The sequence below is a fragment of the Bradyrhizobium sp. B039 genome, assembly GCF_038965675.1.
In the GTDB taxonomy this organism is placed as follows: Bacteria; Pseudomonadota; Alphaproteobacteria; order Rhizobiales; family Xanthobacteraceae; genus Bradyrhizobium; species Bradyrhizobium diazoefficiens.
The window spans coordinates 6,753,032-6,771,379 of record NZ_CP152416.1; the positions used below are offsets into that span (position 1 = coordinate 6,753,032).

Annotated in this window: 17 protein-coding genes and 1 pseudogene; 1 reads left to right on the top strand and 17 read right to left on the bottom strand. The window is 65.0% G+C overall.

Annotation, left to right across the window (positions count from 1 at the left end; translation table 11 throughout):
• Positions 1–306 precede the first annotated feature (306 nt).
• The 8 genes and pseudogenes from ilvC to miaA form a co-directional block, all read right to left on the bottom strand.
• Entirely contained in the window at positions 307–1,326 is a 1,020-nt protein-coding gene (ilvC, locus tag AAFG50_RS32080) for a ketol-acid reductoisomerase (protein WP_011089237.1), read from the bottom strand.
• 133 nt (positions 1,327–1,459) lie between these two features.
• Positions 1,460–2,062 (bottom strand): LysE family translocator, encoded by a 603-nt coding sequence (locus tag AAFG50_RS32085; protein ID WP_028176170.1) that lies wholly within the window; start codon positions 2,060–2,062, stop codon positions 1,460–1,462.
• A gap of 7 nt (positions 2,063–2,069) precedes the next feature.
• Positions 2,070–2,945 (bottom strand): EamA family transporter, encoded by an 876-nt coding sequence (locus AAFG50_RS32090; RefSeq protein ID WP_028176171.1) that lies wholly within the window; start codon positions 2,943–2,945, stop codon positions 2,070–2,072.
• A 49-nt stretch (positions 2,946–2,994) separates the two neighbouring features.
• Positions 2,995–3,704, bottom strand: a pseudogene (locus tag AAFG50_RS32095) (class I SAM-dependent methyltransferase).
• A gap of 3 nt (positions 3,705–3,707) precedes the next feature.
• Positions 3,708–4,250 (bottom strand): acetolactate synthase small subunit, encoded by a 543-nt coding sequence (gene ilvN, locus AAFG50_RS32100; protein WP_011089241.1) that lies wholly within the window; start codon positions 4,248–4,250, stop codon positions 3,708–3,710.
• A 151-nt stretch (positions 4,251–4,401) separates the two neighbouring features.
• Positions 4,402–5,382: a threonine dehydratase gene (locus tag AAFG50_RS32105; protein WP_028176172.1), complete on the bottom strand. Its 981-nt coding sequence runs from the start codon at positions 5,380–5,382 to the stop codon at positions 4,402–4,404.
• A gap of 4 nt (positions 5,383–5,386) precedes the next feature.
• Positions 5,387–7,162: an acetolactate synthase 3 large subunit gene (locus tag AAFG50_RS32110; protein ID WP_011089243.1), complete on the bottom strand. Its 1,776-nt coding sequence runs from the start codon at positions 7,160–7,162 to the stop codon at positions 5,387–5,389.
• Between the two features lie 433 nt (positions 7,163–7,595).
• The gene (gene miaA, locus AAFG50_RS32115) at positions 7,596–8,552 is read right to left on the bottom strand and encodes a tRNA (adenosine(37)-N6)-dimethylallyltransferase MiaA (RefSeq protein ID WP_028176173.1); all 957 of its coding nucleotides are present in this window, start codon (positions 8,550–8,552) and stop codon (positions 7,596–7,598) included.
• An 11-nt stretch (positions 8,553–8,563) separates the two neighbouring features.
• On the opposite strand from miaA, the gene serB reads away from it, so the two are divergent.
• On the top strand, positions 8,564–9,469 hold the full coding sequence (gene serB / locus AAFG50_RS32120; RefSeq protein WP_011089245.1) for a phosphoserine phosphatase SerB: 906 nt from the start codon (positions 8,564–8,566) through the stop codon (positions 9,467–9,469).
• Between the two features lie 140 nt (positions 9,470–9,609).
• Here the strand turns inward: serB and AAFG50_RS32125 are convergent, their stop codons facing one another.
• The 9 genes from AAFG50_RS32125 to AAFG50_RS32165 form a co-directional block, all read right to left on the bottom strand.
• Positions 9,610–11,133: a Do family serine endopeptidase gene (locus tag AAFG50_RS32125; protein ID WP_011089246.1), complete on the bottom strand. Its 1,524-nt coding sequence runs from the start codon at positions 11,131–11,133 to the stop codon at positions 9,610–9,612.
• Positions 11,134–11,276: 143 nt separating this feature from the next.
• Positions 11,277–11,483 (bottom strand): DUF2065 domain-containing protein, encoded by a 207-nt coding sequence (locus AAFG50_RS32130; protein ID WP_011089247.1) that lies wholly within the window; start codon positions 11,481–11,483, stop codon positions 11,277–11,279.
• Positions 11,484–11,557: 74 nt separating this feature from the next.
• A complete protein-coding gene (locus tag AAFG50_RS32135) occupies positions 11,558–12,454 on the bottom strand; it encodes a protease modulator HflC (RefSeq protein WP_011089248.1) in 897 nt (298 codons plus the stop codon).
• Entirely contained in the window at positions 12,451–13,593 is a 1,143-nt protein-coding gene (gene hflK / locus AAFG50_RS32140) for an FtsH protease activity modulator HflK (protein WP_028176174.1), read from the bottom strand. Before hflK ends, AAFG50_RS32135 begins: the two co-directional genes overlap by 4 nt.
• A gap of 153 nt (positions 13,594–13,746) precedes the next feature.
• Positions 13,747–14,256 carry a dihydrofolate reductase gene (locus AAFG50_RS32145; protein WP_011089250.1) on the bottom strand — a complete coding sequence of 170 codons (510 nt, stop codon included), beginning with the start codon at positions 14,254–14,256 and terminating at the stop codon, positions 13,747–13,749.
• Positions 14,256–14,741 (bottom strand): GNAT family N-acetyltransferase, encoded by a 486-nt coding sequence (locus tag AAFG50_RS32150; RefSeq protein WP_011089251.1) that lies wholly within the window; start codon positions 14,739–14,741, stop codon positions 14,256–14,258. The genes AAFG50_RS32145 and AAFG50_RS32150 overlap by 1 nt, the downstream gene beginning before the upstream one ends.
• A gap of 5 nt (positions 14,742–14,746) precedes the next feature.
• Positions 14,747–15,541: a thymidylate synthase gene (locus AAFG50_RS32155; protein ID WP_011089252.1), complete on the bottom strand. Its 795-nt coding sequence runs from the start codon at positions 15,539–15,541 to the stop codon at positions 14,747–14,749.
• A 170-nt stretch (positions 15,542–15,711) separates the two neighbouring features.
• Entirely contained in the window at positions 15,712–16,692 is a 981-nt protein-coding gene (locus tag AAFG50_RS32160; protein ID WP_028176175.1) for a tripartite tricarboxylate transporter substrate binding protein BugD, read from the bottom strand.
• 141 nt (positions 16,693–16,833) lie between these two features.
• A complete protein-coding gene (locus tag AAFG50_RS32165) occupies positions 16,834–18,348 on the bottom strand; it encodes a tripartite tricarboxylate transporter permease (protein WP_027544749.1) in 1,515 nt (504 codons plus the stop codon).

Below are 18,348 nucleotides of genomic sequence, written 5' to 3' on the forward strand. Positions count from 1 at the left end.
ATTTGGTTGATCTGCCTATCGCAATTCGATCCCGTAGTCGTACGGAAATCAGGTCAGCAACGGTGCCCTAATACTTGGGGAGCGCTGAAAAACATCCATGCTGCTGCAAAACCGAGGTCGGTTTCGGCCGGAGCTTCGCGCCGCGCGGGGGGAGCGGCGCGCACGATCAGCGAGATCACACCGGTGCGAGGCGGACATCGCCTGGCCGCTTCAGACCGGGACTGCTCGATGCAGACCCCGGAAGCTGGTGAATATGGATCGAGTTCCGGGGGGCGCGACTTCGTCACGCCCCCGGAATGACGGTGCTTAGTTCTTGCTCTTGTCGACCAGCGCGCCCTTCTTGATCCAGGGCATCATGTCGCGGAGTTTCGCGCCGACTTCCTCGATCGGATGCGCGGCGAGCTTGGCGCGAGTCGCCTTGAACGAGGTCTGGTTGACCTTGTTCTCGAGCATCCAGTCGCGGGCGAACTTGCCGCCCTGGATGTCGGCGAGAACGCGCTTCATCTCGGCCTTGGTCTCGGCGGTGACGATGCGCGGACCCGTGACGTACTCGCCATACTCGGCGGTGTTGGAGATCGAGTAGTTCATGTTGGCGATGCCGCCTTCATAGATCAGGTCGACGATCAGCTTCACTTCGTGCAGGCACTCGAAATAGGCCATCTCCGGGGCGTAGCCGGCTTCGACCAGGGTCTCGTAGCCGCCCTTGATCAGCTCGACCAGGCCGCCGCAGAGCACGACCTGCTCGCCGAACAGGTCGGTCTCGCACTCTTCCTTGAAGGTGGTCTCGATGATGCCGGCGCGGCCACCGCCGACCGCAGAGGCGTAGGACAGGCCGAGGTCGTGGGCGTTGCCCGAGACATCCTTGGCAATCGCAATCAGGCAGGGCACGCCGCCGCCGCGCTGATACTCCGAGCGCACAGTGTGGCCGGGGCCCTTCGGCGCGATCATCAGCACGTCGAGGTCGGCGCGCGGGTCGAGCAGGTTGAAGTGGACGTTGAGGCCGTGGGCGAACACGAGGGCGGCGCCCTTCTTCATGTTGTCGTGCAGGTGCTCGCGATAGATATCGCCCTGGAGTTCGTCCGGGGTCAGCATCATGACGAGGTCGGCCCATTTGGCGGCTTCGGCGACATCCATCACCTTGAAGCCGGCAGCTTCCGCCTTCTTAACCGAGCTCGAGTCCTTGCGCAGCGCAATGGCGACTTCCTTGACGCCGGAATCCTTCAGGTTGAGCGCATGGGCGTGGCCCTGGCTGCCGTAGCCGACGATGGCGACCTTCTTGCCCTTGATCAGGTTCAGGTCGGCGTCGCGATCGTAATAAACACGCATAGGTCGTTTCCTCGTTCAGGGCCGAAATCGGCCGATGGTCAGTGTCCGAAGGGTGAAATTTGCGGATTTCGGGGGCTGTCTAGAGCATTTTCAGCCCTGAGGGAAACCCGTTTCTGCATGGAAATCCGCGACATCATGCATCCATGAAAACGGGGTAGAGGGAGGCCAGCAGCAGGATCGCCATCAGGATATTGAAGGCGCGGACCAGCCGCTCGGAGGTCAGGATCGGCCGCAATGCAGTGCCGAACAGCGCCCAGACCACGGTCGAGACCGTGCCGACGAGCAGGCTGATCAGGGTCTGGATCACGATGTTGATGGGAAACCGGGCAATCGCCGCATAGGCGGTGATGGTGCCGATCACGATCACCCAGCCCTTGGCGTTGATCCATTGGAACATGGCCGCGCCCCAGAAGGTCATCGGGCCGCGGCCATCTTCCTCGCCCGGCTTGGTCGGGCCGGACATGGCGATCACGGCGGCAAGATAGATCAGGTAGACCGCCCCGGCATATTTCAGAATGGTCTGGAGGATCGGATAGGCCAGGAACACGGTGCCGAGCCCGACGCCGACGGTGGCGACCATGAAGGCAAAGCCGATGACGATGCCGACGATGTGCGGGATGGTGCGGCGGAAGCCATAGGTCAGGCCCGACGCCAGCAGCATGATGTTATTCGGCCCGGGGGTGAAGTACATCACCACCATGAAGGCGAGGAAGGCATAGAAGAGCGAGTAGGCCATGTTCACCTCACGCCGTCTTCGGCAGGATTTGCGGACGCCTCGCCAGCACCATCACGGCGATTCCGCCGATCACGGTCAGCATGCCGGCGAGGCGCAGCGGGCCGAACCGTTCGCCGAATACGATGCTGGAGGCGGCGGAGCCGACGAACGGCACCAGCAGCGCGAATGGCACCACTTGGGCCGCGGGATAGTCGCGCAAGAGGCGGCCCCACAGCCAATAGGCGATGCTGGTGGAAATGCCGCCGAGCATCAGCATGCAGAGCGCCGATGTCAGGGACATGTGCATCAGCGACGTCCAGGTCGACGCCGGCCCGTTGGCGATCAGCGCTAGCACGAACAGCGGCACGGCCGAGGCGACGCACAGCCAGGCGAACAGATCGAACATCGGCACGCCGCGAGCGCCGCGCAGCAGCAGATTGCCGATGGCAAAGCTGATCGGCGAGATCATCAGCACCGCAAAGGCGGCAACGCTGAAATCGTAGCCGACGGTGCCGCAGATCATCAGCAGGCCCGCTGCGGCGATGACGATGCCGAGCGTCTGCACTTGTGTCGGCCGCTCGCCGAAGGCGATCGCGGCGAAGCCGATCGTGAACAGCGCCTGGCTCTGCACGACGACACTGGTCAGCCCCACCGGCACGCCATGGGCGATGCCATAGGCCTGGCTCAGGAACTGGCCGAGAAACAGCGTGAAGCTGATCGCGATCAGCAGCGACCATGCGACCTTCGGCTTGGGAATGAACAGGCACGGCACCGCAGCAATAATGAAGCGCATCGCCGTCATCAGTTCCGGCGAAAACTCGTCGAGCGCGATCCGGCTCGCCACGAAGGCAAGCCCCCAGATGATCGCCACCAGGAGGGCGATGAGGATGTCGGCCGGCTTCATTGTTGTTTCCGGTTCTGCCCTGTCGTGCAGCCCTGTTTCTTGTTCTGGTCTAGCCTTGCTCGCCGGCCTTTACGTGGAAGGATTGGGTTTCCGCAGCAGATAAGTGCCGTGCATCGGCGCGTGATAGTCGGCCGAGACCAGCGTGAAGCCGACATCGGACAGCATCCGCTCCATCACCCAGCCGAAGGTGGAATATTCGTCGCGCATATGCGTGACCACGCCCTCGCGCGAGAAATCGTGGTTCTTGATCTGGAATTCTGCCCACTGCTCGACGTCGCGCTCGACCGCGTCGGGCATCGAGGCATAGACGATGTCGCGCAGATAGAAGCTCGCCCCCGGCTTCAGCGCGCGGAAGATCCGCGACATCGCCACCACCTTCCAGAAATCCGGCAGATGATGCAGCGTGAACTCGCTGACGATCAGATCGTAGGATTCCGGCCGGTAGGCGAAGCTGAGCAGGCCGGCCGACTGCGTGCGCACGGGCGCCTTGCGGTCCCGGGCATAGATCTCGGCGAGCGCCAGCATCGCCGGCGAGATGTCGATGGCATCGACCTCGGCGCCCATCAGCGCAGCTTCGGTGGCGAGCACGCCGTTGCCGCAGCCGATGTCGGCGATGCGCCAGCCGCGCTGGACACCGAGCATTTTCAGGGCGGCGCGCGCCCGCAGATCGGCATCGTCGTGGCTGTCGTAGATCGACGCCACCGCGGGCTCGATGCCCATCCGGTTCCGCTCGTTGTAGTACCAGTCGCGCGCCAGCATGGTTCACATCCCTTCAGGCCCGCGGCCGATCGCGGCAACGCCCGTGCGCGACACCTCGACAAGGCCGAGCGGGCGCATCAGGTCGATATATTGATTGATCTTGTCCGTATTGCCTGTGATCTCGAACACAAAGCTCTCGGTGGTGGCGTCGATCACGCGGGCGCGGAACGCATCCGCCAGGCGCAGCGCCTCGACCCTGTGCTCGCCCTGCCCGCGCACCTTCACCATCGCCAGTTCGCGCTCGATCGAGCGCTTGGTCTGGGTCATGTCGACAACGCGGTAGACCGGGATCATGCGGTCGAGCTGGTGCTTGATCTGCTCGATCACCATCGGCGTGCCCGTGGTGACGATGGTGATGCGCGACAGATGCTTCTGCGCCTCGGTCTCCGAGACCGTGAGGCTCTCGATGTTGTAGCCGCGCCCGGAGAACAGGCCGATGACGCGCGCGAGCACGCCGGGCTCGTTCTGCACGAGCACCGAAAGCGTATGCGTCTCGTTGGGATCGTGGCGATCCTCGATGAAATAGGCCGATGCGGGCTGGTTCATTGTCGTCCCCTCTATTCTTCCATGTCATGCCCCGCGAAGGCGGGGCATCCAGTAACCACCGGCGCCGAGATTCCCACGACGGCCGCGGCGTACTGGATCGTCCGGTCAAGCCGGACGATGACAGCGGAGCTCTTGGCAAATGCTGGAGTCATCACGCGACCACTCTCTGGGGCGGCGCATCCGCCATCACCCATCGCTTGAACAGGTCGAAATCGATATTGCCGCCGGACAGCACGAGACCGACGCGCTTGCCCGAGAGTTTTGTCATTTCCTGAAGCGCCGCGGCGAGCGCGGCGGCACCGGCGCCTTCGGCGAGATTGTGCGTATCAGTCCAGTAGGCGCGGATCGCGGCGGCGACCTCGTCGTCGGTGACCTGCACGATGCGCGAGGCGCCCTTCCGGATCAGCGCGAACGCGTCTGCGTCGGGAATGCGCGTTGCCATGCCGTCGGCCAGCGTGTTGCTGGTCTTCGTCGTCACGATCTTGCCGGCCGCCAACGACAGCGCATAGGACGGCGCTTCGGTCGACTGCACGCCGACGATCTCGGTCTTCAGGCCCAGGAGGTCGCGTGCCATGATGCAGCCGGAGATGCCAGAGCCCTGCCCGATCGGCACATAGAGAACATCGAGATCTGGCGCCGTCCGGAACAGTTCGAGCGCATAGGTGGCGACGCCGAGCACGAGATCCGGATGGAACGACGGCACCATGTGCAGGCCGGTAAATTGGGCGCGCCGTTGCGCCTCCTCGGCGGCCGCTTGAAAATCCTCGCCATGCTCGACGAGTTCGGCGCCAAAGGCCTTCATCGCCCGGTTCTTCTCGACCGAGTTGCCGCGCGGCACATAGATCACCGCAGGCACGCCGTGGCGGCTCGCCGCGAACGCCAGGCTCTGGCCGTGATTGCCGCGCGTCGCCGAGATGATGCCCGGCGTATTCGGCCGCTCGCGCTTGAGCCGATCGAGATAAACGAGGCCCCCGCGCACCTTGAAGGCCCCGATCGGCGTGTGGTTCTCGTGCTTGACGACGACCTCGGTGCCGAGACGCTGGGCGAGCAGCGGCCAGGCGTGCGCCGGCGTAGCCGGCATCGCCTGCCCCACAATGTCGAGTGCGCGCTCGAGCTCCTTCAGGTCGAACATGACGTCACACCAGCGCCTTGCCGCCCGCGAACGCCTTGGCCGTGGCCTCGTCGTTCGCCTGCTCCGGCAACAGCATCTCGTTGTGCGCCTTGCCGGAGGGGATCATCGGGAAGCAGTTTTCGAGCGCAGCGACGCGGCAGTCGAACAGCACCGGGCGCTTGACCGAGATCATCTCCTGGATGGCGCCGTCGAGATCTGAAGGCTTGTGGACCTGGATGCCGACGCCGCCATAGGCTTCCGCGAGCTTGACGAAATCCGGCAGCGCCTCCGAGTAGGAATGCGACAGGCGGTTGCCGTGCAGCAGCTGCTGCCACTGCCGCACCATGCCCATGTACTGATTGTTCAGGATGAAGATCTTGATCGGCAGCTCGTACTGGACCGCCGTCGACATCTCCTGGATCGTCATCTGCACCGAGGCATCGCCTGCGATGTCGATGACGAGGCTGTCCGGGTGCGCCACCTGCACGCCGACCGCGGCAGGCAGGCCGTAGCCCATGGTGCCGAGCCCGCCCGACGTCATCCAGCGATGCGGCTCCTCGAAGCCGTAGAACTGCGCCGCCCACATCTGGTGCTGGCCGACCTCGGTCGTGATGTAGGTATCCCGGCCGCGCGTCGCCTCGAACAGGCTCTGGATCGCGTGCTGCGGCAGGATGATGTCGTTGCTCTTCTTGTAATAGAGCGAGTTGCGGGCGCGCCACTGCGCGATCTGCTGCCACCACGCCTTGACGTCCGGCTTCTTCGCCTCCGCCTTGAACACCTGGAGGATGTCGCCGAGGATGTTGCCGCAATCGCCGATGATCGGCACGTCGACACGGATGTTCTTGTTGATCGAGGACGGGTCGATGTCGATGTGGATCTTCTTCGAGCCCGGCGAGAACGCGTCGACACGGCCGGTGATGCGGTCGTCGAAGCGCGCGCCGACGCACAGCATGACGTCGCAATCATGCATCGTCATGTTGGCCTCATAGGTGCCGTGCATGCCGAGCATGCCAAGCCAGTTCTTGCCCGACGCCGGATACGCGCCGAGGCCCATCAGCGTCGAGGTGATCGGAAAGCCGGTGACCTCGACCAGCTCGCGCAGCAGCTTGGTCGCCTCCGGGCCGGAATTGATCACGCCGCCGCCGCTGTAGATCACGGGACGCTTGGCGTTCGCGAGCAGCGAGACGGCCTTGCGGATCTGCGTCGCATCGCCCTTCACGCGCGGCGCGTAGGAGCGGTGAACGTCGGACTTGCGCGGCGGATGATAGGTGCCGGTCGCGAACTGCACGTCCTTGGGCACGTCGACCAGCACCGGGCCCGGACGGCCCGTGGTCGCAACGTAGAACGCCTCGTGCAGGACCTTTGCAAGGTCGTTGACGTCGCGCACCAGCCAGTTGTGCTTGGTGCAGGGACGCGTGATGCCGACCGTGTCGCATTCCTGGAACGCATCGTTGCCGATCAGATGCGTCGGCACCTGGCCGGAGATGCAGACCAGCGGAATCGAGTCCATCAGCGCGTCGGTCAGCGGCGTCACCATGTTGGTGGCGCCGGGACCGGAGGTCACCAGCGCAACGCCTGGCTTGCCGGTCGAGCGCGCATAGCCCTCGGCCGCGTGGCCCGCGCCCTGCTCGTGCCGGACCAGGATGTGCTGGACCTCGCTCTGCTGGAAGATCTCGTCATAGATCGGAAGCACCGCGCCGCCGGGATAGCCGAAGATGTCGGTCACGCCGTGATCGATGAGCGCGCGAACGATCATCGCGGCGCCGGTCATCTGGTTCGGATCGTGGCTCTTGTCGCTCATTGGCTTGCTCCGGATGCGCTGTTGCCAGCGGCTTCATTCGTGTCGGGTTCGGGAAATAAAAAAGGCCCCGAAGAGGGCCCATGCACACCGCCTGTCATGTGGATGGCAGCTAGCCATCCCCGGCGGTGTGCCTGGGTACGACGGCGATAAGGAGTTTGGTAATAATGTTACGCATGGCAGGCGCCCGGCTTCCCAAAGGTTGCGCGAAACATAGCGGCCAAAGCCCGGATGTCAAGGCGATGCGGCCGTCCCCGCGCGATTTTGGCAGTGTAGCGGTGTTCCCAGGGTTCGGCGAGAGGTAAATTCGGGGAACCCGGCGCAAAAGCACGTCGCCTACGCCGTCATTCCGGGATGGTCCGCAGGACCAGACCCGGAATCCCGAGATTCCGGGTTCTCGCTTCGCGAGCCCCGGAATGACAGCGCATAGGAGGCCTCAACCCTCGTCCTGCGCCGCATTCGCGATCGCCGCGAGCCAGCCCCTCGCCTCCTCCGGCTTCACCCATTCGAACTCCGGCAATTGGTGCCGGAACCAGGTGAATTGCCGTTTGGCGTAATGGCGGGTGTCGGCGCGGCCGATCGTGGCCGCCTCGTCCAGGCTGAGTTCACCGCGCAAATGCCGGATCAGGGCCGGCACGCCATGGGCCTTCATCGCCGGCAGCAGCGGATCGAGCTGCCGGGCGGCGAGGCGCTCGACCTCCCTCAAGGCGCCGGCGCCGAGCATGGCGTCGAATCGGGCATCGATGCGGGCATAGAGCTCGTCGCGCCCGGGGGCGAGAAATACCGCGTGAAAACTGTCCCTGGGCAACAGCGGCGGCTGGCCCTCCTGATGCCAGTCCAGCAGCGAGCGCCCGGTCGCCTCGATCACTTCGAGCGCGCGCGCGATCCGCGTGCGGTCACGCAGGTTCAATCGCCCGGCCGCACGCGGATCGCGGGCCGCGAGTTCCGCATGCAGCGCCTCGACGCCGTTCCGCTCCAGCCGCGCGCGCACGTCTTCGCGCACCTCGGCAGGGATCGGCGGCACCACAGAGAGGCCCGCGGTCAGCGCCTTGAAATAAAGTCCGGTGCCGCCGATGAAGATCGGCAGGCGGCCTTCGGCTCGCGCCCCTTCGAGCGCCTTGGCTGCATCGCTCACCCAGGCACCGGCCGAGAAATTCACGGCGGCATCGACATGGCCGTAGAGGTAATGCGGCACGAGCGCCTCGTCTGCCCGTGTGGGGCGCGCCGTGATGATGCGCAGGTCGCGGTAGACCTGCATGGAATCGGCATTGATGACGACGCCACCGGCGGCGAGCGCCAGCTCGAGCGCCAGCGCCGACTTGCCGCTGGCGGTCGGGCCTGCGATAAGCACGGCCTTGCCAATAGGCCTTCTGCCGACTTGCCCCTCGCTCACGAAAACCTCAAATGTCCCTGGTCGCCACGCTGATCTGCAATCCCGATAGTCCCGCGCTCGACTCTACCATCGTCGACGGCGCCCGCGCCGTGCTGCCTCAAGCGACGCCTGCGCACTGGCTGTTCGACGGGGTTGCGGTCGACATTCCCTTCGGCGCCGACAGTAACCTCGAAGGCGACCGTCACGCCATCGAACAGCGGTTGCGCGAGCTTCGCGGCGACCTGCCGATCGACATCGTCGTGCAGCCAGCCGGCGTCCGGCGCAAGAAGCTTTTTCTGGCCGACATGGATTCCACCATGATCGGCCAGGAATGCATCGACGAGCTCGCCGATCTCGTCGGGATGAAGGCCCATGTCGCCGCCATCACCGAACGCGCGATGCGCGGCGAAATCGAGTTCGAGCCGGCGCTGCGCGAGCGCGTAGCGCTTTTGAAGGACCTTCCCGCCAGTGTCGTCGACGAGGTGCTGGAAAAGCGCATCACGCTGACCCCGGGCGGCCGCACACTGGTCGCGACCATGCGGGCGCACGGCGCCTATACCTGCCTCGTCTCCGGCGGCTTCACCCTGTTCACGAGCGCGGTCGCCGCCAGGATCGGTTTCCAGGAGAACCGCGCCAACGAGCTGATCGTGCGCGACGGCAAGTTCACCGGCGAGGTCAAGGAGCCGATCCTGGGCCGCGCGGCCAAGCTCGCGACGCTGGTGGATTTGATGGAGTCGTTCGATCTCGACGACGTCGACTCGGTCGTGGTCGGCGACGGCGCCAACGATCTGGCGATGATCCAGGCGGCGGGACTGGGCGTGGCCTATCATGCCAAGCCGGCGGTGGCCGCTGCGGCTGCTGCAAAGATCGACCACGGCGATCTCACCGCGCTGCTCTATGCGCAGGGGTATCGGCGCGAGGAGTTTGTCGAGGGGTAGCCTCCTCCCCGCTGTCATCGCCCGCGCAGGCGGGCGATCCAGTATTCCAGAGACAGTGCGGCTAGAACCGAGAGGCCGCGGCGTACTGGATGCCCCGCCTTCGCGGGGGCATGACAGTTGAGTGCGGGGCGTATCGCCCCTTACTGCACGCTCAGCGCCACGAACCGCAGCTCGCCGTCGGCGTTGGAGACCAGCAGCAGCACCGACTTCTTGCCGTCCTTCTTGAGCTGGTCGACCCGCTTCTGGATGTCGGCGCCGCTGGAGACGACCTCCTGTGCCACCTCGACGATGACGTCGCCGGCGGACAGGCGCTTCTCGGCGGCGTCGGAATTGGCGTCGACATTGGTGACGACCACGCCCTTGACGCTGTCCTTGATCTTGTAGCGCGTGCGCAGGTCCTTGTTCAGCACGGCGAGATCGAGGCCGAGCGCCTTCTGCGTCACCGGCTTCTCGGGCGCGGGCTCGTCGGTCTTCACCGCGGCCTGCACTTTGTCGGGATCCTGGAGGCGGCCGAGCGTGACCTTCTTGGTCTCCTCCTGGCCTTTGCGGATGATGATGACGTCGACCTCCTTGCCGACCGCTGTGTCGGCGACGACGCGGGAGAGATCCTTCGGGTCCTTGACGTCCTTGCCGTCAAACTTGACGACGACGTCGCCGGGCTCGATGCCGGCCGGCTTGGCCGGGCCCTTGTCGTCGACGCCGGCAACCAGCGCGCCGCGCGGCGGCTTAATGTTGAGGCTCTCGGCAATCTCATCGGTGACGCTCTGGATGCGCACCCCCAGCCAGCCGCGGCGCAATTCGCCGAACTGGCGGAGCTGGTCGACGACGCCCATGACCGTCTTCGACGGCACGGCGAAGCCGATGCCGATCGAGCCGCCGGATGGCGAGATGATCAGCGTGTTGACGCCGATGACGTCGCCATCGAGATTGAACAGCGGACCGCCGGAATTGCCGCGGTTGATGGCGGCGTCGGTCTGGATGTAGCTGTCATAGGGACCCGAGGAGATGTCGCGGTTCTTGGCCGAGACGATGCCGGCCGTCACCGTGCCGCCCAGGCTGAACGGGTTGCCGATCGCGACCACCCAGTCGCCGAGACGCAGCTTGTCGGAATCGCCGAACTTCACCGCGACCAGCGGCTTCGTCGGCTTGAACTTCAACACGGCCAAATCGGTCTTCTTGTCGACGCCGACCAGCTCGGCCTTGATCTTGGTGCCATCGTTGAGGATGACGTTGATCTCGTCGGCGTCCGCAATGACGTGGTTGTTGGTGACGACGACGCCTGATGTGTCGATGATGAAGCCGGAGCCGAGCGAGTTGGTCTTGCGGGGCGGGCCGTTGTCGCCGCCCTTGCCGCCACCGGGGCCGCCGGGACCCCTGCGGTTCTTGAAGAAGTCGTCGAAGAACTCCTCGAAGGGCGAGCCGGGCGGCAGTTGCGGCATGGTGTTGCTGCCGCCGCCCTTGGCTTCGACGGTCTGCGAGGTCGAAATGTTGACGACCGCGTCGATCACCTTCTCGGCGACGTCGGCGATGCCCTCCGGTCCGCGCGCCTGAGCTGGCGTGCCGAACGCGCCGAAAGCACTGACGGCGAGCGCGGCCAGCCCAATTCTCACGCCAAGTCGCGCACGATGGCGCAAGCGGGACGGGGCAATGATGGCAGCGGTCATTGTGATCTCCAGAAAAAGGGATTCGGCGTCAAGACTGCGCTCGAACGGGGGGACGGCGCAAGCGCGGAGCTTCACGGGCCTCAAGACCCGGATAATACGGCGAAAACCGGTCCCTTGCCTTCACTTTGGCGTTGGCGCGAGGCCTAAATCGGGCGCCGCATCACCCAGATCAGGATCAGGCCGACCACAGCCGAACCGATCCCGACCGCCCGCAGGACGTTGTCCGGCGTGGCGATGGCGCTCTTCATGGCCTTGCGCATCCAGTTCGGACTCGCCGCGAACATCAAGCCTTCCAGCACGAACAGGATGCCTAAGCCGATGAGGAAGTCGGCGAACGCAATGGACCTCATCGGATTGGAACCTCCCGTGGTGCTGTTCTTGTCTGGACGAAGGGCGGCCAGACCTGCCGCCGCCCTTGTCTAGCTTACGGCTTTGCCGGCGTCGCGGTCGCCGCCTTGCCGGACGGGTTACCAAAGAACCGGAAGAAATCCGAGTCCGGCCGCAGCAGGAAGCGGGTGTCGTTCGACTTCAGCCCGTTCTCATAGGCCGTCATCGACCGGTAGAAGGCGAAGAAGTCGGCATCCTTGCCGTAGGCTTCCGCAAACAGGCGGTTGCGCTCGGCGTCGCCGACGCCGCGGGTCTGCTCAGCCAGCGATCTGGCTTCCGCCTCGATCACGGTCGCCTCGCGGTCGGCCTTGGAGCGGATCTCCTGCGCCTTCTGGCCGCCCTGCGCCCGGAACTCGGCGGCTTCCCGCTCGCGTTCCGTCTTCATGCGCTGGTAGACCGCCTGGCTGTTCTGCTCCGGCAGGTCGGCGCGGCGAATCCGGACGTCGACGACCTGGATGCCGTAACCGTCGGCCTCGCGATCGAGCTGGTCGCGGATACGCAGCATCAGCTTCTCGCGGTCGTCGCGCACCACGTTGATGAAGGTGACCTCGCCGAGCACGCGGCGCAGCGCCGCGTTCAGGAGCGTGGTGAGCTGGATGTTGGCAGCCTGGATCGAGCCGACACTCTGATAGAAGCGCAGCGCGTCCTTGATGCGGTAGCGCGCGAAGGCGTCGACCACGAGCCGCTTCTGGTCGGATGCGATCGCTTCCTGCGACGGGTTCTCCAGATCGAGGATCCGCTTGTCGATGTTGATCACCGAATTCCACGGCGCCTTGAAGTGCAGACCAGGATCGGTGACGACGTCGACGGGCTTGCCGAACTGAAGCACGATGGTCTGCTCGGTCTGCTGCACCGTGAATAGCGACATGTAGCCGACGATCACGACGAGCAGGAGCCCGAGGAGGGTGACGATACCTGTGACCGGAGACCTCATCGGCTGCCTCCGCTCGATTGCTGACCGGCGACGGGCGGCCGCTTCGTCGTCAATTCGCCCAGCGGCAGATAGGGCACAACGCCCTGGCCCGAGGGGCCGCCGTCATAGACGAGCTTGTCCGCGCCGCCAAGCACGCGCTCCATCGTCTCCAGATAGATCCGTTCACGCGTCACTTCGGGCGCCTTCTTGTATTCCTCGTAAACCTTCAGGAAGCGCGAGCTCTGGCCCTTGGCCTCGGCAACCGCCTGCTCCTTGTAGCCTTCGGCGGCCTGCATGATCTGCGCCGCACGTCCGCGCGCCTGCGGCACCACCTGGTTGGCGTAGGTCTGTGCTTCGTTCTGCAGCTGCTCGAGATTGGCGCGTGCCGCCTGCACGTCGCGGAAGGCGTCGATCACTTGCGCCGGCGGATCGACCTTCTGCATCTGCACCTGGCTGATCTGAATGCCGGCGCCGTAGCTGTCCAGAGTCTTCTGGATCAGTTCCTGCACGCCCTGTTCAGTGACGTTGCGCGCGCCGGTGAGGATCGGCTGGATCTGCGAGCGGCCGATCACCTCGCGCATCGCGCTCTCGGCGACCGCCTTCACGGTGCCTTCGGGGTTCTGGATGTTGAAGAGGAAGTCGCCGACGCCGCCGGTGTCGGGCTTGATGCGCCATAGCACGGTGAAGTCGACGTCGACGATGTTCTCGTCACCGGTGAGCATCAGGCTCTCTTCGGGCACGTCGCGAATGGAGCGGCCGCGCCGTGCCGGATCGTCGATCAGCGTCATGCCGATGGAGATGGTGTTGACGCGCAGCGCCTTGGGCAGCAGCACTGTCTCGATCGGATAGGGCAGATGATAGTTCAGGCCCGGATCCACGGTGCGGACATGCTTGCCGAAGCGCAGCACGACGCCGCGCTCCTCGGACTGCACGCGGAAGAAGCCCGACAGCAGCCAGAACGCGATGATGATCAGGATGATCAGCGTGATGCCGACGCCGGAGAAATAGCCACCCGGCATGATCTGCTGAAGGCGGTCCTGGCCGCGCCGCAGAAGGTCTTCCAGATCCGGAGGCCTCGGCCCGACCGGTTGCGGGCCTGAGCCCCATGGTCCCTTTGGACCCGAGCCCCATGGGCCACCGCCCTGATTCTTCCACGGCATTCGACGCTCTCCTCGGCAGGGTGGAATTGCCCCTGCCCGCTTTGTCCGGTCCGGCTTTATAGGGGACAGGCAGGTCCCTTACAACGCAGCCCGGGCTGTCTTTGCAGCTAAGCCCGGGGGCAGAAAAGTCAATGTTAACATTGGCGAATGCGGTTAATGGCGCGGCCGCCGACGATATGTCACATAGGAGTAATCGGCGCTGTCGTTCGGTCCGGCAGGATGACGGATGCGCGCCGTCTCCTCCCATTCTGCCTTGTCGATGCCGAAATGCGTGTCGCCGTCGGGGCGCGCATGCACTTCGGTGATTTCGAGCCGATCGGCACGACCGAACCATTGCCGATAGATCTCGGCGCCGCCGATCACCGCGATCTCGGTGACCGAACGCCGCAGGGCATCGCCGCGCGCAATCGCCTCCGCATCCACGGCTGATGTCGTGACGACGGCACCGGCGGCGCGATAAGCCGGATCGCGCGTGATCACGATGTTGGTGCGGCCCGGAAGCGGCCGGGGCAGGGATTCGAAGGTCTTGCGGCCCATGATCACGGGCTTGCCGATCGTGAGCGCCTTGAAGCGCGCCATGTCGGATTTCTGCCGCCATGGAATCGCGTTACCTGCGCCGATGACGCCATTCTCCGCGACCGCCACGACGAAGACGATCTCCATCAGACAGAGCTCCCCGCAAGCCGCGTCAGCGCAGGACCGGTGACGCGGCACAGCGTCCAGTCGTCCATCATGACGGCACCGAGCGACTTGTAGAACGCGATCGACGGCGCGTTCCAGTCGAGCACCGCCCATTGCAGACGCGACCAGCCGTTCTCGACGCATTCCTTTGCGAGATAGACCAGCAGCGCCTTGCCGAGGCCTTTGCCCCGATGCGACGGCCGCACATACAGATCTTCGAGATAGATGCCGTGACGGCCGCTGAAGGTGGAGAAATTGGCGAACCAGACCGCAAAGCCGACCGCCTCGCCGTTCCACTCGGCGATCGCACAATAGAGCCGCGGTCGCTCGCCGAACAGCGCGTCCGCGATGTCAGCCTCGGTCGCCTCGACCTCGTGCGAGAGCTTTTCGTATTCGGCGAGCTCACGGATGAAGGCAAGAACCAGCCCGGCTTCGCCAGGACGCACGCGGCGGATGTTGAGCGACATCTGCGTCAGACCGCGACTTCCGCCTTGATGTGTGGGTGCGGATCGTAGCCGACGAGCTCGAAATCCTCGAAGCGGAAGGAGAAGATGTCCTTCACGTCGGGATTGATCCGCATCACCGGCAACGCACGCGGTGCGCGCGTGAGCTGGAGCTTCGCCTGCTCCAGATGGTTGGAATAGAGATGTGTGTCGCCGAACGAATGCACGAAGTCGCCGGGCTTCAGGCCCGTGACCTGCGCCACCATCATGGTGAGCAGCGCATAGGAGGCGATGTTGAAGGGCACGCCGAGGAACACGTCGGCCGAGCGCTGATAGAGCTGGCACGACAGCTTGCCGTTGGCGACATAGAACTGGAACAGGCAATGGCACGGCGGCAACGCCATCTTGTCGACCTCGGCCGGATTCCAGGCCGAGACGATCAGGCGGCGCGAGTCCGGGTTGCGCTTGATCATATCGACGACGTTGGCGATCTGGTCGATGCTGCGTCCGTCCGGCGCGGGCCAGGAACGCCACTGATGACCATAGACCGGGCCGAGATCGCCATTGGCGTCCGCCCACTCGTCCCAGATGGTGACGCCGTTGTCGCGCAGATATTTGATGTTGGTGTCGCCCTTCAGGAACCACAACAGCTCGTGCACGATCGCCTTCAGCGGCAGCCGCTTGGTGGTCAGCATCGGGAAGCCGGCCGACAGATTGAAGCGCATCTGATGGCCGAACACCGAGAGCGTGCCGGTGCCGGTCCGATCGGTCTTCTCGGCGCCGTCTGAGAGAATCCGCTCGAGCAGGTCCTGATACTGGTGCATGTGTCGTGTGCCTTTGGGGAGGCCGCGAACTTAGCGGCCACCTCCGCGCTGCGACAGCGGCGATTCGCTGCCTGCACCGATTATACCCGGAAAAAGTGAGCGTTTCCGGTGCAAACGACAAGGGGCGGAACCCGCGTCCCGCCCCTCGCCTATCGGCTTGATTGTGCTGGTTAACTGGCCGGCTTGAGCACCGGCGTCCACTTCGCGATCTCGTTCTTCACGAGGGTCGCCAGCGCCTCCGGCGTCCGGTCCTTTGGGCCCGGGATGACGCTGCCGAGCTCGAGCAGGCGCTTCTTCACGGTCTCGTCGTCGAGCGCCTTGACGGCGGCGGCGTTCAGGCTCGCCAGGATCGCCGGCGAAGTTCCCTTCGGTGCGAACATCGCGTTCCATGCCTGGGCCTGGAACGCAGGCAGGCCGGCTTCCGTCGTCGTCGGCACGTTCGGCAGCGACGGATTGCGCTCGGCCGTTGCGATCGCATAGGCCTTGATGGTGCCGGCGTTGATCTGTGGCACGGCGTTGACGATCTGGTCGCACATGTAGTCGACCTGCCCCGCCACCAGCGCGTTCATCGCGGGGCCGGTGCCGTTGAAGGGCACGCCGACCGGCTTGATGTCGAGGATGGAGTGCAAGAGCTCGCAGGACACGTGCGAGACCGAGCCGACGCCGGCATGCGCCGCGTTCACCTTCTCGGCATTGGCCTTCACGTAGGAGACGAACTCCTTCAGATCCTTCGGCGGAAAATCCTTGCGCGCCAGGATCAGGATCGGCGTGCCCGCGAGCAGCGCGATGGGCTCGAAGTCCTTCTCCGGATGATAGGCCAGTTTCGGATAGAGCGGCACGGATGCGGCATGCGTGCCCATATGCCCCGTGATCAGCGTATAGCCGTCATTGGCCGCGCGCGCGGCCCGCGCGGTCGCGGTGGTGCCGCCGGCGCCGACCACGTTCTCGATGACGATGCTCTGCCCCAGCGTCTGCGCCATGTGCGCGGTGACGATACGCGAGATCACGTCGGTCGGGCCGCCGGCCGCGAACGGCACGATCATGGTGATGCCGCGCGTCGGATAGGTCTGCGCCTGAGACTGTGCGACAAACGCGCACAGCGATGCGGCCGCCGCGGCACATGCGCCCGCGAGCGCGCGAATAAAGGTCATGCCGATCCCCTTGTCGATTCCTTGGGACACAAACAAAAATGCCGGCCACAAGGGCCGGCATTTTCATTTCACGAAGACATCACACAAGTCGATTCGACTTCCGAATGCGGCGCGCGGACGCAGGGCGCCGCGCCGACGCGATCAGTTCTCGGATTCGGTGAACACCTCGTCGCGCTTGGCGCGCAGCGCGGGCAGCACCGTGAGGATCAACAGGCTCGCCGCGATCGCCAGCAACACCGCCGACAACGGACGCGTCAGGAACACGCTCCAGTCGCCGCGCGAGATCAGCAGTGCGCGGCGCAGGTTCTCTTCCATCAGCGGTCCGAGCACCATGCCGAGCAGTAGCGGTGCCGGCTCGAAATCGTGCTTGATCAGCCAGTAGCCGACGAGACCGAACACGCCGGCGAGGATGACGTCGACCGGTGCGTTGTTCACCGAGTAGATGCCGATCGCGCAGAAGATCACGATCGAGGGGAACATCAGCCGGTAAGGCACGCGCAGCAGGCGGACCCAGATTCCGACCAGCGGCAGGTTGATGATGATCAGCATCAGGTTGCCGATCCACATCGAGGCGATCATGCCCCAGACGAGATCCGGCTGCTTCTGCATCACCTGCGGGCCCGGCACGATGCCATGGATGGTCATCGCGCCCACCATCAGCGCCATCACCGCGTTCGGCGGGATGCCGAGGGTGAGCAGCGGGATGAAGGAGGTCTGCGCCGCCGCGTTGTTGGCGCTCTCCGGCGCCGCCACGCCCTCGATCGCACCGCGGCCGAACCGCGACGGGTTCTTGGCGATCTTCTTCTCGAGCGTATAGGCCGCAAAGGACGCGATCACGGCGCCGCCGCCCGGCAGGATGCCGAGGATCGAGCCGAGCACGGTGCCGCGCAGGATGGCAGGCGCGGAGTCGCGCAGGTCCTTCCTGGTCGGCATCAGGCCGGTGATCTTCTGCTGCACGAGGTCGCGGTTCATCTCGGCGCCGGCGTCGAGGTTGCGGATGATCTCGGCAAAGCCGAACACGCCCATCGCCACCGTCGCAAAGCCGAGGCCGTCGGCGAGCTCCGGAATGTTGAAGGCCATGCGCGAGGCGCCGGTCTCGATGTCCGAGCCGACCATCGACATGAGCAGGCCGAGCACGATCATCGCGATCGCCTTCAGCACCGAGCCCTTGGCCAGCACGACCGCGAAGATCAGGCCGAGCACCATCAGCGAGAAATACTCGGCCGGGCCGAACGCCAGCGCGAGCTTGGTCAGCGGCGCGCCGAGCACGGCGATGAGCACGGTCGCGACGCAGCCGGCGAAGAACGAGCCGATTGCCGCGATCGCCAGCGCCGGGCCGGCACGGCCCTGCTTGGCCATCTGGTGACCGTCGATGGCGGTGACGACCGATGTCGCCTCGCCGGGTATGTTGACCAGGATCGACGTGGTCGAGCCGCCATATTGCGCGCCGTAATAGATGCCGGCGAGCATGATCAGCGCGCCGACCGGCGGCAGTCCGAAGGTGATCGGCAGCAGCATCGCCACGGTCGCGATGGTGCCGATGCCCGGGAGAACGCCGACCAGCGTGCCGACGAGGGCGCCGATCAGGCACATCAGGAGGTTGATCGGAGAGAGCGCGACGGCGAAGCCGTGGGCGAGGTTGGCAAAAATATCCAT

What these genes read in the sequence shown, in the direction of transcription:
- ilvC (WP_011089237.1), bottom strand. Translation starts at nt 1,326, where the DNA reads ATGCGTGTTTATTACGATCGCGACGCCGACCTGAACCTGATCAAGGGC.
- AAFG50_RS32085 (WP_028176170.1), bottom strand. Translation starts at nt 2,062, where the DNA reads ATGGCCTACTCGCTCTTCTATGCCTTCCTCGCCTTCATGGTGGTGATG.
- AAFG50_RS32090 (WP_028176171.1), bottom strand. Translation starts at nt 2,945, where the DNA reads ATGAAGCCGGCCGACATCCTCATCGCCCTCCTGGTGGCGATCATCTGG.
- ilvN (WP_011089241.1), bottom strand. Translation starts at nt 4,250, where the DNA reads ATGAACCAGCCCGCATCGGCCTATTTCATCGAGGATCGCCACGATCCC.
- AAFG50_RS32105 (WP_028176172.1), bottom strand. Translation starts at nt 5,382, where the DNA reads ATGTTCGACCTGAAGGAGCTCGAGCGCGCACTCGACATTGTGGGGCAG.
- AAFG50_RS32110 (WP_011089243.1), bottom strand. Translation starts at nt 7,162, where the DNA reads ATGAGCGACAAGAGCCACGATCCGAACCAGATGACCGGCGCCGCGATG.
- serB (WP_011089245.1), top strand. Translation starts at nt 8,564, where the DNA reads ATGTCCCTGGTCGCCACGCTGATCTGCAATCCCGATAGTCCCGCGCTC.
- AAFG50_RS32125 (WP_011089246.1), bottom strand. Translation starts at nt 11,133, where the DNA reads ATGACCGCTGCCATCATTGCCCCGTCCCGCTTGCGCCATCGTGCGCGA.
- AAFG50_RS32130 (WP_011089247.1), bottom strand. Translation starts at nt 11,483, where the DNA reads ATGAGGTCCATTGCGTTCGCCGACTTCCTCATCGGCTTAGGCATCCTG.
- AAFG50_RS32135 (WP_011089248.1), bottom strand. Translation starts at nt 12,454, where the DNA reads ATGAGGTCTCCGGTCACAGGTATCGTCACCCTCCTCGGGCTCCTGCTC.
- hflK (WP_028176174.1), bottom strand. Translation starts at nt 13,593, where the DNA reads ATGCCGTGGAAGAATCAGGGCGGTGGCCCATGGGGCTCGGGTCCAAAG.
- AAFG50_RS32145 (WP_011089250.1), bottom strand. Translation starts at nt 14,256, where the DNA reads ATGGAGATCGTCTTCGTCGTGGCGGTCGCGGAGAATGGCGTCATCGGC.
- AAFG50_RS32150 (WP_011089251.1), bottom strand. Translation starts at nt 14,741, where the DNA reads ATGTCGCTCAACATCCGCCGCGTGCGTCCTGGCGAAGCCGGGCTGGTT.
- AAFG50_RS32155 (WP_011089252.1), bottom strand. Translation starts at nt 15,541, where the DNA reads ATGCACCAGTATCAGGACCTGCTCGAGCGGATTCTCTCAGACGGCGCC.
- AAFG50_RS32160 (WP_028176175.1), bottom strand. Translation starts at nt 16,692, where the DNA reads ATGACCTTTATTCGCGCGCTCGCGGGCGCATGTGCCGCGGCGGCCGCA.
- AAFG50_RS32165 (WP_027544749.1), bottom strand. Translation starts at nt 18,348, where the DNA reads ATGGATATTTTTGCCAACCTCGCCCACGGCTTCGCCGTCGCGCTCTCT.